The sequence below is a fragment of the Thermoactinomyces sp. DSM 45891 genome, from assembly GCF_900119485.1.
Classification (GTDB): Bacteria; Bacillota; Bacilli; order Thermoactinomycetales; family Thermoactinomycetaceae; genus Baia.
The window spans coordinates 118,434-134,458 of record NZ_FPJZ01000002.1 but is presented as its reverse complement, the minus strand read 5'-3'; the positions used below and the strand labels follow the sequence as shown (position 1 = coordinate 134,458).

Here is a 16,025-nt window from a genome sequence, read left to right as displayed (position 1 = left end):
TTTTGTTACACTTCGCATAATCCTTTATTATACGATAGATGTGAGAATCGTAATCGCTGGAGAGGTGAGATAAACCCTGTAATATTCTGGTTTTGATCGGATTGAATTTATTTTCAAATATGAAAAAAACGTGCTGAATCGGTACTTTCCCTCTTGACGACGAAAGAAAACAGATAAATAATAGTATTGAAAGCAATTGCAAACGGGGAAAAATTCTGTGTGGTTTTTTGCATAGAAACCCTATATGAAATATGTTTGTTGTTCACCTAACTGAGGAAGGTGTTTTTTTCTACCCTGACAATGAATGATTGTTCATTCACATTCAATTGTCTCTTCATCCCGAGAGGAGGAGTTATTTTGTTACGCATGAAAAAAGTTGCCGTTCTAGGCTCAGGCGTGATGGGTGCATCGATTGCAGGTCATTTAGCGAATGTAGGCATCAAGACCTATCTCCTAGATATCGTGCCAAGTCAATTATCTGACAAAGAAGAAAAGTTAGGTCTATCCCTAGAGGACAAAGCAGTACGTAATCGTTTTGCACAAACAGGGAAAGATCGTTTAACCAAAGAAAAGCCTTCTCCGCTGTATACGAAAGAGGTCCTTGACTTCATTCAAGTAGGTAATCTAGAAGATGATTTTAAGGTCTTATCAGAAGTGGATTGGGTTATTGAAGTAGTAGTAGAAAACTTGAAAATTAAACAAGATTTATTTGCGAAAATGGAAGGTGTATGGAAACCAGGAACAATTGTAAGCTCGAATACATCCGGTATTTCCGTTCACGAAATGGTGGAAGGCCGTTCTGAGGAGTTTAAGAAACATGTATTGGGTACGCACTTCTTCAACCCACCACGCTACATGAAACTTCTCGAGATTATCCCGACGAAGTATACAGATCTGAGTCTGGTTCAAGAAATGAAAGCGTTTGCGGAATCAGTATTAGGTAAAGGTGTTGTGATTGCGAAAGACACACCAAACTTTATTGCGAACCGCATTGGTACCTATGGCTTGCAAATTACGCTTCAAGCGATGGAGCAAATGGGTCTAGATGCAGATGTAGTTGATGCGATCACAGGTCGTGCAATGGGAAGGCCGAAGAGTGCTACTTTCAGGACTCTTGATCTAGTAGGGCTTGATACATTTGTTCATGTGGCAAACAATGTTCATGCAACAGCTACGGACGCTGTGGATAAAGATGCGTTTACTGTATCTGATACATTAGTCAAAATGGTAGAAAACAAATGGCTAGGTTCGAAAACGGGGCAGGGTTTTTATAAGAAAGTAGGAAAAGAGATCCTCGTTCTCGATACACAGACATTTGAGTATAAACCAAAGAACAAGTTTAAATCGGCCTCTTTGGAAGCTTCGAAGCGTGCGAAAAGCAAGGAAGAAGGACTACAGGCACTTGTGTACGGAAAAGATGTCGCTAGTGAATTAGCATGGACCATTACCAAGAAGGTATTACTCTACTCTGCTAATAAGTTAGGTGAAATCGCTGACGATATCGTAGCAATTGACCAAGCGATGAAGTGGGGCTTTAACTGGGACTTAGGCCCATTTGAGCTATGGGATGCGATTGGTGTTGAGAAATCGATCGCGAAAATGAAAGCAGAAGGTGATACAATCCCAGCTTGGATCGAAGAGATGCTTGGGGCAGGTCATCAAGCTTTCTATAAACAGGAAGCAAGCACAGATTACCAATTTAGCATTGGTGGAAAATTCACGGAGATTGAAGAAGATGCTAAGAAGATCAATCTGGCTAAGTTGAAAGCAGACGGTAAATTAATCAAAGGAAACAAAGGTGCAAGCTTAATCGATATTGGGGATGATATTGCCGTTTTAGAGTTCCACTCACCGAAACAAGCCATTGGTGCAGATATCATTAACATGATTAATCATTCGGTAAAAGAAGTTGCTGCAAATTATAAAGGGCTTGTTATTGGAAACCAATCGCAAAATTTCTGTGTTGGTGCGAACTTGATGCTGATGTTGATGGAAGCGCAAGATCATAACTGGCCAGAGTTAGATATGATGGTTCGCCAATTCCAAAAAGCAATGGGTTCTCTTCGTACCTTGGATCGCCCTGTGGTCGCTGCTCCATTTGGAATGACACTTGGCGGTGGAGTAGAAGTTTCCTTGCCAGCTGACCGCATTCAAGCTTCTTCTGAAACGTATATGGGTCTAGTAGAAGTAGGGGTAGGACTTATCCCAGGCGGTGGGGGTAACAAAGAAATGTTGCTCCGTTGGACAGAAGGTGTAAATCCAGGGGATAAGGTTTCCTTGCAACCACTTGTGAATCATGTATTTATGACCGTCGCACAGGCAAAAGTGTCTACCAGTGGCGAAGAGGCACGTCAATATAAGTTTGTGCGTGAAATGGACGGGATTACCGCGAATAATGATTTCCTTATCCACGATGCGAAACAGGTGGCACTCGGTCTATATAACGCAGGCTATAAGGCACCAAAAGAGCGCAAGATTCCAGTTGTGGGTGAAACAGGTTATAACGTGTTACGTTTGGGAGCAAAAGACCTCATGTGGGGCGGATATATCTCAGAGCATGATTATAGGATTGCAAGCAAATTGGCTTATGTACTGGCGGGTGGCCTTGTTGCAGAAGGAACACTTGTTAGCGAGCAATATCTCTTAGATCTTGAGCGTGAAGCGTTCTTGAGCTTAATTGGTGAACCGAAAACGCAACAACGTATGCAATATATGCTTACAAAAGGGAAACCATTACGCAACTAACTAAGCGTTTAAGGAGGAGAACATATGCGTGAAGCAGTAATTGTAGCCGCTAGCCGTACTGCTGTCGGCAAAGCGAAAAAAGGTTCATTCCGTAATACGCGTCCAGATGATTTGGGAGCTGTTGTGGTTTCCGATGTATTGAAGCGTGTACCACAAGTGGACCCAAAGCAAGTGGAAGATTTAATTATGGGCTGTGCTTTTCCAGAAGGTGAGCAAGGGATGAACATCGCACGGATTATCGGAATTCGTGCAGGGCTTCCCCATGATGTGCCGGGTATGACCGTAAACCGTTATTGCTCCTCTGGCCTTCAAACGATTTCGATGGCGGCAGAGCGTATCATGTCAGGCTTTGCGGATATCATTATCGCGGGTGGAGTAGAGAGCATGAGTATGGTGCCAATGGGTGGCTACAAGCCATCTCCAAACCCGACTCTGATGGATAGTGCTCCAGAAGTGTATATGTCGATGGGGCATACAGCGGAAGAAGTGTCCAAACGCTACAATGTAACCCGTGAAGACCAAGATGCTTTCGCAGTTGAATCTCATCGCAAAGCATTTGAAGCGATTCAATCTGGAAAGTTTAAAGACGAAATCGTTCCAGTTACGGTAGTAGAGCATTTTGTAGATGAAAAAGGTAAGTTGCAAAAGAAAGAGATCGTTTTTGATACCGACGAGGGAGTGCGTGCAGGTACCAATGCAGAAGCGCTAGGGAAATTACGTCCTGCCTTCAAGTTAAATGGGACAGTTACTGCCGGAAACTCTTCTCAAACGAGTGATGGTGCGGCGGCTGTCATGATTATGTCCCGTGAAAAAGCAGAAGAGCTTGGTGTGAAGCCACTTGCTGTTTTCCGTGGATTCATGCTCGGTGGAGTGGCGCCCGAAGTGATGGGGATCGGGCCAGTAGAGGCGATTCCGAAGCTTCTTAGCAAGTTGAATCTGAGTGTGGAAGATGTAGACTTGTTTGAATTAAACGAGGCATTTGCTTCTCAAGCTGTAGCGGTTATTCGTGAGCTTGGCATTGATCCTTCCAAGGTAAATGTGAACGGAGGCGCTGTTGCTCTAGGGCATCCATTGGGTTGTACAGGAGCGAAACTTACAGTGTCTATGATCAACGAGCTCATTCGCCAAGAAAAACGATACGGCGTTATCACGATGTGTATCGGGGGTGGAATGGGAGCAGCAGGACTGATTGAGCGAGTTTAAGCATCTATATTAATATAAAAAGGGAGAGTGTAAAGATGATCGCAAGTAACCCTTATAAAGTAAAAGGCGGCTCCTATTTGATTGATGAAGTGAAGCCTGAACAGGTTTTCACCCCTGAGGATTTCACAGAAGAACAAATTATGATTGGAAACATGACAGAGGAATTTGTAAAAGAGAAAGTAATGCCAGAACTCGAAAAAATCGAGAATCATGAATTTGAACATAGCGTTCGTTTGCTAAAAGAAGCAGGAGATCTAGGGCTTCTCGGAGCAGATGTACCTGAGAAGTACGAAGGAAGTGCTTTGGATAAAGTAAGCTCTTCTTTGATCACAGAGAAGATGTCGTTAGGTCGTTCCTTTGCTCTTTCACACGGTGCACATGTAGGAATTGGTTGCCTACCAATCGTTTTATTCGGTAACGAAGATCAAAAGAAAAAATATATACCAGATCTAGCTACAGGCCGTAAATTTGCCGCGTATGCATTGACGGAACCAAGTTCAGGTTCAGATGCCTTGGGTGCGAAAACAACGGCTGTATTGTCCGCTGATGGCACTCATTATGTCTTAAATGGAGAAAAGCAATGGATCACCAACTCTGGTTTTGCGGAAGTGTTTGTTGTATATGCAAAAGTAGATGGCGACAAATTCTCTGCTTTCATCGTAGAAAAAGGATTTGAAGGTGTATCGACAGGACCAGAGGAAAAGAAAATGGGTATCAAAGGATCTTCTACTCGTACGCTAATTTTAGAAGATGCAAAAGTACCGGTTGAAAACCTTCTTTACGAAGTGGGCAAAGGTCATCATATCGCGTTCAATATTTTGAACATTGGTCGTTACAAATTGGCTGTAGGTACAGTAGGTTCTTCCAAGCGTGCTCTTGAGCTCTCGGCGAAGTATGCAAACCAACGGAAACAATTTAACACGCCAATCGCAAAATTTGGCCTGATCCAAGAGAAATTGGCTAATATGGCTATCAAAGCATATGCTAATGAATCATTGGTATACCGTATTGGTGGGATGTTTGATGCTGGATTAGATGGCGTAGAGGAAGCAGAAGGAGCAGTAGTAGCGGATGCAGTACGTGGTTTGGCAATTGAGTGTTCTGCTGCAAAAGTATTTGGTTCTGAAGTACTTGACTATGCTGTAGATGAAGGTGTGCAAATTCATGGTGGATATGGCTTCATGAGTGAGTATGAAATCGAAAATCTATACCGCGATTCCCGTATTAACCGAATCTTTGAGGGTACCAATGAAATTAACCGCCTCTTGATCCCAGGTACGCTTATCAAAATGGCAATGAAGGGTGAACTGCCACTCTTACAAGCGGCTATGGCGCTACAAGAAGAGCTTCTTGAGTATATGCCATCTCTTCCAGACGAAGATGCTGCTGTATTGGAAGAAGAAGCAAAACTGGTCTCCCATGCAAAGAAAATCTTCCTGATGGTAGCAGGTCTTGCTGTTCAGAAGTATGAACAAGCGTTGGAGCGCGAACAAGAAATCTTGCGTGACCTTGCTGATATAGCAATCGAAATCTTTGCGATGGAATCTGCACTTCTCCGTACCCAAAAAGCGATTGCAAAAAATGGAGAAGAAAAAGAACAAGCGAAGATCGACCTTACCATCGGTTTTGTTTATGAATCATTCCAGAAAGTAGATGCATGTGCACGTCATACGCTGGCTGCGATGGAAGAAGGCGATATGCTTCGTACAACTCTTTCTATGTTGAAGAAGTTTACTCGTGTCCAGCCACTAAACGAAGTAGTGCTCAAACGTCGCATCGCGAAACGTGTGCTTGACGCTGAAAAGTACACCGTTTAATTTCATACACAAGAAAAATGAAAATCTCTCTGCAAAGAAGCAGAGGGTTTTTCATTTCTTGTTAAATAGGAGAGGAAATCCTTTTGAATCTGATTGCTTGGATGATTGTTGTATGTGAAGTAATGTTTTGGATTGTCATTGTACTAGGACTAGTTACACGCTATGTTTTTAAGATGAAGCGACTCGGTTTATTCTTACTATCCCTCACGATTGTCATTGATCTTGCATTGCTCATCATTACAGGAATTGATTTATACAATGGAGCGACTGCTACCGTGGCGCATGGGATTGCTGCTGTTTATATTGGGATCTCGATCGCGTTTGGTAAGAGTATGATTCAGTGGGCGGATGAGCGTTTTCAATACTATGTGTTGAAACAAGGAGAAAAGCCCGTAAAGAGATATGGAACAGAGTATGCTAAACACTATCTGAAAAGCTGGATCAGGCATGTACTTGCCTATCTGATTGGTGTTGGATTATTAGCGGGGATCATTTATTGGATAAATGATCCATCTCAGACGAAGGCGTTTGATGCAATCTTGAGAGGTTGGTCTACGGTTTTAGTGATTGATCTGATTATTACGGTTAGTCATTTTGTATGGTTAAGTAAGCCGAAATCTGACTCATAAAAAATAGAAGTAGGTATTCTTGTTATCGAATACCTACTTCTATTTTTTATGAGTCAGATTTATAGAGGTACGATGTACATCGAAATCATCAGGAAGTGTGCGAGGGAGCCGAGTATGATAAAGATGTGAAAGATCTCGTGGAATCCAAATTTGTTAGGGATGAAGTCAAAAATTTTGGTTGCGTAGATGACCGCACCGACGGTATAAGCGACACCGCCTGCAATGAGTAGAATAATCGCTTTGACAGGAAGGTGTTCGATAAATTGACCGAAAGGTACGATGGCTAACCATCCTAGGGTGACATAGAAAATGGTAGAAACGATACGAGGTACGTTCATAAACCATAGTTTCATCACCATTCCCACAATGGCTAAACTCCACACACAGATGAGCATTGTTAAGCGCCAAGCACCTTCAAGCCCTACGTAGACAACAGGTGTGTAGGTTCCAGCGATAAAAAAATAGATGGCGATATGATCGAATTTGCGTAGTGCAAGCTTGGTTTTGGGTTTTACATGCACCCAGTGGTACAGGGAGCTAGCACCAAACAGAACGATGAGACTTACTCCATAGATAATCATAGTTAGCAGTTTAGTTGGGTTTTGATAGGTTAATACGACGAGAAATACAAGACCGACAATCCCCGCAAGGAATGAAGCGAAATGAGTCCACGTATTAACAGGTTCTCGCATCCGTAAGAATTTCATAGCACACCCTCCATTTATACACATTGTTAATTTAATCTATCCAACTTGGTTGGTTGTTAACACAGGAATCGTAGCTTGCTTTTTCTTTACAAAGCGGGAAATCCGAATCATCGCTTCGCCCAATTGCTCCATGGAGCTAGCATATGAGCAACGAATATGACCTGCCCCACTAGGCCCAAATGCATCTCCAGGTACAACAGCTACTTGTTCTTCTTTGAGCAGCTCTTCCGCAAAAGTGGTAGCGTCCATTCCTGTGGATTCAATAGATGGAAATACATAAAATGAGCCTTGGGGATCGTAACAAGTAAGACCTAAGTCGTTTAGAGCCTTTACCATGAAACGACGTCGACGATCATACTGAGATACCATCGACTTGCATTCTTGTAAGCCATTTTTTAGGGCTTCAAGTGCCGCTATTTGGCTTGTGATGGGAGCGCATAAAGCAGCGTATTGATGAATTTTAAGCATCCCTGTAAGCAAAACAGGGGGAGCACATACATAACCAACACGCCATCCTGTCATCGCAAATGCTTTTGAGAACCCACTAATCAAAATGGTACGATTCTTCATCTCCGGAAGTGCACCAATGGAGAAATGTTGCCCTTGATAAGTGAGTTCGGCATAAATTTCATCTGAAACGACTAATAGATCATGACGTTTGATGACGTTTGCTATCGGTTGTAATTCCTCTTCGGTCATGATAGCTCCAGTTGGATTATTAGGATAACAGAGAATTACGAGCTTGGTACGCGATGTAATTGCTTTTTCGACATCCTCTGCTTGTAGTTTAAATCCAAATTTGGCATGAGTGGGAATTGATACCGGAATTCCGCCGGCTAACTCTACACAAGGAGCATAAGAGACGTAGCAAGGCTCTGGAATGAGGACTTCATCACCCTGAGATAGCAAGGCCCGAAACGCTAGATCAATCGCTTCACTTGCTCCAAAGGTAATTAAAATTTCTGAAGAAGGTTGATAATAAAGTTGAAAGCGATGTTCCAGATATTTGCTAACTGCTTCTCGTAATTCGGGTGTTCCTTGGTTTGAAGTATAAGTGGTCATTCCTAGATCAAGTGAAGTGGCTACAGCCTCTCGAATATGCCATGGAGTAACAAAATCTGGTTCCCCAACAGCAAGGCTGATTGCATCAGGTGCATTGTTTAATAGATCAAAGAAACGACGAATTCCGGATGGCTTTAATTTTCGTACGATAGGTGAGAGTTTGTCTTCTAGATTCATAGTTGTGATTAGGGTGCTATGATGAAGGCACCGTTCTCCTTTTTTTCGTGGGTCTAATCTAGGGAATAATGGAAATTCTACGGTCTTGATTTGGTTTATACAGGGTAATGCCATCCTCTTTAAATTTCTTTAGTACAAAATGAGTTGTTGTACTAACTACAAATTCAAGAGGGGCTAATTTTTCAGTTACAAATTGCCCCACTGCTTCCATGGTAGGAACTTCCAATGAGACGGATAGATCGTATGCCCCAGACATGAGGTATACATCTTTTACTTCCGGATAATGATAAATCCTTTGCGCGAGAGCATCAAAGCCGTATCCATGTTGTGGAGTAACTTTAACATCAATGAGCGCAGTCACACGAGGCCTACCGGCTTTTGTCCAATCAATGATAGTACGATGCTTTAAAATGATTTGCTCATCTTCAAACTGACGAATGATAGCTTGGACTTTTTCCAGAGGCTCGTTTACAAGATGAGCGATTTGCTCAGTGGTAAGTCGTGCATTCTCTTCAAATAAAGAGAGTATTTCCAAGTGCAAGTCAGTCATCTGTTCCCTCCTTATGGCCAAAATCCTTTGTCCGCTATTATATATGATAATCTCTCTTTTGACCAAACAAAAAAGCAGCTGTTTCGAAGCTGCTCTACATGGTCTGATTTATGCGTTTAAATGGCCTTGCCTGTTCGCTCAAACTCTGCTTTTAATCCGAGTACCTTCATAACTTCTTGGTACTTTGTTTCATCTATAGCTGAATCCCCAAACTCCATCATCGCAATCGTATTTTCGTTTAGCTCAGAGCTTAGATGATCATTTACTTTTTCTGCTAGTTGAAGATAAGTAAGATCTTGCTCTTGGCGATAAGCCAGCAATTTTAATCCGGATTGGAAACGATAGGATTCAGTTGCTTCTCGGATTCTCGGAATCTGTTGGAGAATGTTTCGTATTTCATCATAATGATCTGTTAGATCAAGCTCTTTACCTTTTCCATCTTTCACGAGTCGTTCCCCCTTAATAAGTATTTACTTGGGTTTTCGAGAAAATCGATATAGATTTCAAATGAGAGCTGACGGCAGACTTCATACAGTTCTTCGGATTTTCGATTTAGTTCTAAGTCAAGTGTATCATACACCATCAGGGCACGTGTAAGGAAGAGGACCTGTTGCTTATTAATCCGCTCCCGAAAGAAAAAAATACGCGCGCCCCAATGCAAGGTGCGAGGGTCTGTGGAGTAAATGTGGTTATAGCGAATTTCGTATAGTTTCAAATGATAAGATGGACTGGGAATGGACTGGAGTGGATGAAATTTCTTATATCCATTCGTTGTTTTCAACGAGATCCAATAATTCTTCAAATTATAAGGAAGCCATTTCATCTGGTGGAGATGAGCAATTACTTTCATCATGCCCTCAAATGTATGAGCATAATCAGAATCAGCCTCTGCTTGAAAGCGAATCGACTGAAGAAAATCATGAACTTGGCTACGACCATCTTCATATAGAAACTGGATAATCACTTATGGTTCGCTCCCATCTCTCCTTTAAAGTGGTGGACCCGACCTAATTTTTGAAGAAGTTCTTTAAGATAAATAGTGCGTTTGCAGGCCGTTCTGCAATTCTGCGAGTGAAATATGGATACCAATCTTTTCCATACGGAGTATATACGCGCACTTTATAACCTTCTTTTACTAAGTCGCGCTGTAGCCCATTACGTACTCCGTATAACATCTGGAATTCATACAGATTGTTGTCAATGTGGTTTTCTTTGATCCATTTCTTTAGTATATGAATGATTGTCTCGTCATGTGTGGCAATTGCCGTGTAACAACCGCTGAGAAGATGGTTTTGTACGAGACGAACATAGTTGTCATCTACTTCTGATTTCTCTGGAAATGCTACTGCCGCAGGTTCTTTATAAGCCCCTTTTACGATGCGTAAATTTACTTGATTTTCGCCTAATTTTGCGACGTCATCGACAGCGCGATATAGATAAGATTGAATAACCAATCCAATATGCTCTCTGCCGTACTTAGCAAGCAAACGGTTAAAAATATCGATGGTAACCTCAAGTCGGGGTGTGTCTTCCATATCAATGCGAACAAAGTTGTTACATTCTTTTGCTTTAGCGGCAATCCGATCCATATTTTCAAAGCAGAATTCAGGATCGATATCTAGACCCAGCTGGGTGAGCTTAACGGATACGTTGGAATTGACACCGCTTTTCTCAATCGCTTCAAAGATGCGAACTGATTCATCAGTAGCCTTGATCGCTTCTTCTTTGGTGTAAACGCTTTCTCCGAGGTGATCAAGAGTAACAATCAGGCCTTCTTTATTAATTTCCGAGACAAAACGAACGGCTGCTTCCAGTGATTCACCAGCAACAAAACGGGAAGCTCCTAGCTTCATACCGTATTTGGACACAAAAGAAGTAACAACTCGATTACCTGCTAAGTTAAGCACAAGGCTACGACTGATAGACATAACAATTTCCTCACTTTCGACAACAACCACAAGTGTCATGTTCTTTTTAGATAAAATGATAAAATTAGTGCTTTACATAATCATTATACAATGATGTTTCAAATGACAAAAGGAAAGAAATGCTTCTAAGCTCCATTTTTTCTTAAGAAAACGACTGGTAAATCTTATCAATGGAAACGATTGCATGCCTTTGTTACCTACGTTACAATGACAAAGGGGCAAATATGAATTTTTGAGGGGGAACGATTCATGTTACAAGAATACCGTAATGAACCTTTCACAGACTTCTCGAAGGAAGAAAATTACAATGCATTTCAAGCTGCACTTGATAAAGTACAAAGTGAGCTTGGTAGGGAATATGAAATTATTATTGGGGACGAGCGTATTAAAACAGATCGTACAATGAAATCGCTCAACCCGTCTAATCTAGATCAAGTTGTCGGAGTTGCTTATGAAGCGAATGTAGATCTAGCTGAAAAAGCAATGCAAGTGGCTCTTTCCACTTTCGAAACTTGGAAAAAATATAGCCCAGCGGCACGTGCGCGTATTTTATTTAAAACATCAGCTATCATGCGTCGTAGAAAACATGAGTTTTCGGCATGGATGGTTCTAGAAGCAGGAAAAAGTTGGGCAGAAGCGGATGCGGATACAGCAGAAGCAATCGATTTCATGGAGTTTTATGGCCGTGAAATGATCCGTATTAGTGAAAGCCAACCTTTAACACGAATCCCAGGTGAGGACAATGAGCTAACTTATATTCCTCTTGGCGTAGGTGTTGTGATCCCGCCTTGGAACTTCCCACTTGCGATTACAGTCGGAATGACCACAGCGGCGATCGTATCAGGTAACACCGTTGTTCTAAAACCAGCAAGCCCAACGAACGTGATTGCGGCTAAATTTATGGAGATCCTCGAAGAAGCTGGTTGTCCATCAGGTGTTGTTAGCTACCTACCAGGTCCTGGTGCTGAAGTGGGCGAGTACTTGGTGACACATCCAAAAACCCGTTTCATCTCCTTCACTGGTTCTCGTGCAGTAGGTCTTCGTATCAACGAGCTCGCGGCGAAAACGGTGCCGGGTCAAAAATGGATTAAGCGTGTGGTTGCAGAGATGGGGGGTAAAGATGCAATCGTCGTAAATAACGATGCAGATCTAGGCCTTGCAGTTGATTCTATCGTGAAAGCAGCGTTTAGCTTTGCTGGACAGAAGTGCTCTGCATGCTCCCGTGCGATTATCCATCAAGACGTATATGATCAAGTTCTAGAAGGTGTTGTAGCGAAAGCGAAGGAACTAAAAGTAGGTAATACGACTGATCTTGGAGTCGATCTAGGTCCAGTAGTAGATGATAAAGCGTATAATAAGATCTTGGAATACATCGAGATTGGGAAGCAAGAAGGTCGTCTTATGGCGGGCGGTGGCAAAGCAGCAGGAAACGGATACTACATCCAACCAACTGTATTTGCAGATGTGGATCCACAAGCCCGTATTTCCCAAGAAGAAATCTTTGGACCGGTTGTTGCATTCCATAAAGCAAACGATTTCGATCATGCGCTTGAAATTGCAAACAACACAGACTACGGTTTAACAGGTGCAGTGCTTACAAGAAGCCGTGCGAACTTAGAAAAAGCTCGTGAAGAGTTTCATGTAGGGAATCTATACTTTAACCGTAAGTGTACAGGAGCTCTTGTAGGGGTTCATCCATTCGGCGGATTTAACATGTCTGGTACAGACTCTAAAGCAGGTGGACGTGACTACTTGTTACTCTTTACGCAAGCGAAAATGGTTTCGGAAGCTTTGTAATGTCTTAGATATTGGCTGTTTAGACCTCTAGTGATGGATTGTTGCTAGAGGTTTTTTCTATACTTTCCCAGTTTATCTACTCGATTTTGTTCTGTGTTATAGAGTAATTTATTCTGTTATGCAATAGAATCCTTGACATGTTTCGGCATTCATCATATATTTACTATAAAATGTTAGTTGAAAATTTGAAGTTTGATTAATACTGAGATTTATGTGTCACTTTCTATTACATACGATGAGGAGCTGGCCTAACGATTTAGGTTTTATGGTAGGAATGTTGTAAGTACTCGTTGATTGGAATAGCTAGGGAGTGGTTAAGATAATTCATTTTTCGAAAGTAAATAAGTGGTATGGAAATTTTCATGTTCTCCAAGAGATAGACTTAGAAATCAAGCAAGGTGAAGTGGTTGTCATCTTAGGACCTTCCGGATCGGGAAAAAGTACTCTCTTGAGATGCATCAACCGATTGGAAACGATTACAAAAGGTGAACTCGTCGTAAATGGTGTCAAGGTGAATGATCGTAAGACGAATATCAATCAACTACGCCAAGAGATCGGAATGGTATTTCAGCACTTTAATTTGTATCCTCATAAGACGGCTCTTGAAAATATTACACTAGCTCCAACGAAGGTTCGTAAACTGGAGCGCGATCAAGCGAAGAGGTTGGCTCTCGAATATTTAGAAAAAGTGGGCATTCCTGAAAAGGCTGACTCCTACCCGAATCAGTTATCTGGCGGGCAACAACAGAGGGTGGCGATTGCTAGAGGGTTGGCGATGAAGCCGCAGATTATGTTGTTTGATGAACCTACTTCTGCTTTAGATCCAGAGATGATTGGTGAAGTACTAGATGTCATGAGAACTCTGGCTAAAGAAGGAATGACGATGGTCGTTGTAACCCATGAGATGGGCTTTGCGAGAGAAGTGGCGGATCGAATCATTTTTATGGATGAAGGAAAGATTCTCGAAGTTGCTGAACCAGATGTATTTTTCAACAATCCAAAAAATGAACGTACCAAGCTTTTTTTGTCCCGTATTTTAAAACACTAAAAATGGAGGCGAATGGAATGAAATTGAAAAAATGGGCGATTGCGGCTCTATCGATTGTTACCGCTGTCTCGTTAGCTGCTTGTAGTAGTGATAAGAGTGCTTCTACAGATGCGAAAGATGTTGGATTTAAAGAAAAGATCGAAAAAAGAGGCAAATTTATTGCTGGTGTAAAATTCGATTCTAATTTATTTGGTTTTAAAGATCCTGCCGACCAGACTGTGAAAGGCTTTGAAGTAGACTTGATGAAAGAGTTTACGAAACGCACCTTTGGAGATGTAAACATGCTTGAACTGAAAGAAGTTACCTCTAAAACACGTGAAAAGATGCTAACTTCTGGTGAGATTGATGTCATTGCGGCCACGATGACGATTACACCTAAGAGAAAAGAGACAGCAGACTTCTCCCGTGTCTACTTCCTTGCAGGTCAAGCACTATTAGTGAAAAAAGGTAGCCCGATCAAGGATGTAAAAGATCTAAATGGAAAACAAGTAGGTACCGCTAAGGGAGCAGTAAGTGGTAAAAACTTGAAGGCGATTAATAAAGATGCGATTGTAAAAGAGTACAGCAACTACGCAGAAGCATTTCAGGCACTTCGTAGCGGGATCATAGATGCAGTTACCACAGATGATGGAATCTTAGCTGGTATGGCAAAGCAAGATCCAAATTATGAGGTAGTCGGAAGTCGTTTTAGTAAAGAACCTTACGGGGTGGCAGTTGATAAAAAGAATAAAGATTTATTGGAAGCGATGAATAAGTTTTTAGATGAGACTATAAAAGATGGAACATACAATCAGTTATATAAGAAGTGGTTTGGACAGGATGCACCAAAGGATCTGCCACAAGATGCAGTACTCGAACTGCAACCAGGTGTTGAGGGCTAATTTCATACCATTTTAGGAAACGGGAGGGATGGATGAGCTATTTGGCACCATCCTTCTTTTTTCATGAGTAAAGGAGCTTGGCGATATGAATTGGGATTTTGGATTTATTCAAGAATATAGAACCGAATTTATCGATGGTTTTTTTCTAACTCTGAAAGTAAGTATGGCAGCACTTATCTTGAGCCTGATTATCGGGACGATTATCGCGATTTTTCGAATATCGAGTAACAAAGCATTACGGGCTTTCGGGACCTCATATGTAGAGTTTTTCCGAAATACACCTTTGATGGTACAAGTCTTCTTCTTCTATTTCGGACTTGCTTCCATTGGCTATAAATTAACTGAGTTTTGGATCGGTGCTTTGGCCCTTTCGATTTATACAGCCGCCTTTATTGCCGAGATCATTCGAGCGGGAATTCAGGCTGTACCGCACGGTCAAACAGAGGCGGCGAGGGCATCTGGATTAAATTTTTTACAGACGATGTTTCATGTTGTACTACCCCAGGCCTTTAAATTGGTTATTCCTCCTATGTGTAATCAATTTATCAATTTAGTTAAGAACTCATCGATTCTATCCGTTATCGCTGCTCAAGACATTTTATATGTGGGTGAGCAAGCCATTGCCGAGTATGATCCGTTTTCTGTAGAGCTATTTGTAGCGGCGCTCTATCTTATTATTACGATTCCGTTATCACAAGGGGTAAACCTGTTGGAGCGTCGTTGGGCGAAACAAGGTACACGTTAGGAGGCGAACCATATGGATTTTAGTAAACTTCTCGAGGGGAATACTTGGGAGATTTTGTTGAAAGGATTGTGGGTAACCCTAGAGGTTGCTGTTGTAGCCATTATCTTAAGCTTTATTATCGGGATTATTTTAGGGATTTTACGTTATTCAAAACTACCTGTACTTTCACAACTAGCTACTTTATATATTGAAATCGTACGGAATATCCCATTACTCGTTATTATCTTCTTTGCCTTTAACACGTTATTGGACAAATTTGACTCCCTTGTCATGATTGTGATTTTCGGTATGACAGTCTTTACATCCGCACTTATCGCGGAGATTGTACGAAGTGGGTTAAACTCTGTTCCGATCGGGCAGATTGAAGCGGCTCGTGCTCAAGGGATGAGTTATGTGCAAACACTTATCCACATTATCTTACCGCAGGCACTCAAGCGTATGATTCCGCCTCTAGTGGGACAATTTGTTACCTTGATTAAAGATACATCTCTGGCGGCGGCGATCACATTGCCGGAGTTACTACATGAAGCGAAGCTTATTTATTCAAACCCAAGCTATGTAAATGCTACGATCCCGATTCTACTAGCAGTAGCTGTAATTTACTTTATAGTGAACTATAGTTTATCTCTATTAAGTCGCAGGCTCGAAAAGAAATTAGCTGGTTAAATGATAGAGAGGAAGCGAAAAGAGGTTGGTCTAGGTTTCCTGGACCAACCTCTACTTTATCTGGGGAAAA

General features: G+C 41.8%; 15 protein-coding genes. 9 read left to right on the top strand and 6 right to left on the bottom strand.

Annotated features, from left to right (window positions below; genetic code table 11):
- Window positions 1-357 precede the first annotated feature (357 nt).
- The 4 genes from BT147_RS03770 (at window position 358) to BT147_RS03755 (ending at window position 6,394) form a co-directional block, all read left to right on the top strand.
- Window positions 358-2,745, top strand: coding sequence for a 3-hydroxyacyl-CoA dehydrogenase/enoyl-CoA hydratase family protein (locus tag BT147_RS03770; protein ID WP_072331104.1), 2,388 nt, complete (start codon window positions 358-360; stop codon window positions 2,743-2,745).
- 24 nt (window positions 2,746-2,769) lie between these two features.
- Entirely contained in the window at window positions 2,770-3,948 is a 1,179-nt protein-coding gene (locus BT147_RS03765; protein WP_072331102.1) for an acetyl-CoA C-acetyltransferase, read from the top strand.
- Window positions 3,949-3,983: 35 nt separating this feature from the next.
- Window positions 3,984-5,765, top strand: coding sequence for an acyl-CoA dehydrogenase FadE (locus BT147_RS03760; RefSeq protein ID WP_072331100.1), 1,782 nt, complete (start codon window positions 3,984-3,986; stop codon window positions 5,763-5,765).
- Between the two features lie 83 nt (window positions 5,766-5,848).
- Window positions 5,849-6,394: a hypothetical protein gene (locus BT147_RS03755; protein ID WP_072331098.1), complete on the top strand. Its 546-nt coding sequence runs from the start codon at window positions 5,849-5,851 to the stop codon at window positions 6,392-6,394.
- Window positions 6,395-6,453: 59 nt separating this feature from the next.
- Here the strand turns inward: BT147_RS03755 and trhA are convergent, their stop codons facing one another.
- From trhA to BT147_RS03725, 6 genes are all read right to left on the bottom strand, one after another.
- A complete protein-coding gene (trhA, locus tag BT147_RS03750; RefSeq protein WP_072331096.1) occupies window positions 6,454-7,101 on the bottom strand; it encodes a PAQR family membrane homeostasis protein TrhA in 648 nt (215 codons plus the stop codon).
- Between the two features lie 36 nt (window positions 7,102-7,137).
- Window positions 7,138-8,454, bottom strand: coding sequence for an aminotransferase class I/II-fold pyridoxal phosphate-dependent enzyme (locus BT147_RS03745; protein ID WP_353640700.1), 1,317 nt, complete (start codon window positions 8,452-8,454; stop codon window positions 7,138-7,140).
- A complete protein-coding gene (locus BT147_RS03740) occupies window positions 8,399-8,890 on the bottom strand; it encodes an Lrp/AsnC family transcriptional regulator (RefSeq protein WP_072331092.1) in 492 nt (163 codons plus the stop codon). The genes BT147_RS03745 and BT147_RS03740 overlap by 56 nt, the downstream gene beginning before the upstream one ends.
- A gap of 116 nt (window positions 8,891-9,006) precedes the next feature.
- Window positions 9,007-9,336 carry a hypothetical protein gene (locus BT147_RS03735; RefSeq protein WP_072331090.1) on the bottom strand — a complete coding sequence of 110 codons (330 nt, stop codon included), beginning with the start codon at window positions 9,334-9,336 and terminating at the stop codon, window positions 9,007-9,009.
- Window positions 9,333-9,854, bottom strand: a complete 522-nt coding sequence (locus tag BT147_RS03730; RefSeq protein ID WP_072331088.1) for a hypothetical protein — start codon at window positions 9,852-9,854, stop codon at window positions 9,333-9,335. The genes BT147_RS03735 and BT147_RS03730 overlap by 4 nt, the downstream gene beginning before the upstream one ends.
- A 43-nt stretch (window positions 9,855-9,897) precedes the next feature.
- A complete protein-coding gene (locus BT147_RS03725; RefSeq protein ID WP_083426351.1) occupies window positions 9,898-10,818 on the bottom strand; it encodes a proline dehydrogenase family protein in 921 nt (306 codons plus the stop codon).
- A gap of 249 nt (window positions 10,819-11,067) precedes the next feature.
- Between BT147_RS03725 and pruA the strand changes: the two genes are divergently transcribed.
- The 5 genes from pruA to BT147_RS03700 all read left to right on the top strand — a co-directional run bounded on the left by pruA (window position 11,068) and on the right by BT147_RS03700 (window position 15,955).
- The gene (gene pruA, locus BT147_RS03720) at window positions 11,068-12,615 is read left to right on the top strand and encodes an L-glutamate gamma-semialdehyde dehydrogenase (protein ID WP_072331086.1); all 1,548 of its coding nucleotides are present in this window, start codon (window positions 11,068-11,070) and stop codon (window positions 12,613-12,615) included.
- A gap of 319 nt (window positions 12,616-12,934) precedes the next feature.
- A complete protein-coding gene (locus BT147_RS03715) occupies window positions 12,935-13,663 on the top strand; it encodes an amino acid ABC transporter ATP-binding protein (RefSeq protein ID WP_072331512.1) in 729 nt (242 codons plus the stop codon).
- Between the two features lie 17 nt (window positions 13,664-13,680).
- Complete coding sequence (locus tag BT147_RS03710) at window positions 13,681-14,544, top strand: transporter substrate-binding domain-containing protein (RefSeq protein ID WP_083426350.1); 864 nt, start codon at window positions 13,681-13,683, stop codon at window positions 14,542-14,544.
- A gap of 85 nt (window positions 14,545-14,629) precedes the next feature.
- Entirely contained in the window at window positions 14,630-15,289 is a 660-nt protein-coding gene (locus BT147_RS03705) for an amino acid ABC transporter permease (RefSeq protein ID WP_072331082.1), read from the top strand.
- A 12-nt stretch (window positions 15,290-15,301) separates the two neighbouring features.
- The gene (locus BT147_RS03700) at window positions 15,302-15,955 is read left to right on the top strand and encodes an amino acid ABC transporter permease (RefSeq protein WP_072331080.1); all 654 of its coding nucleotides are present in this window, start codon (window positions 15,302-15,304) and stop codon (window positions 15,953-15,955) included.
- Window positions 15,956-16,025: the final 70 nt, after the last annotated feature.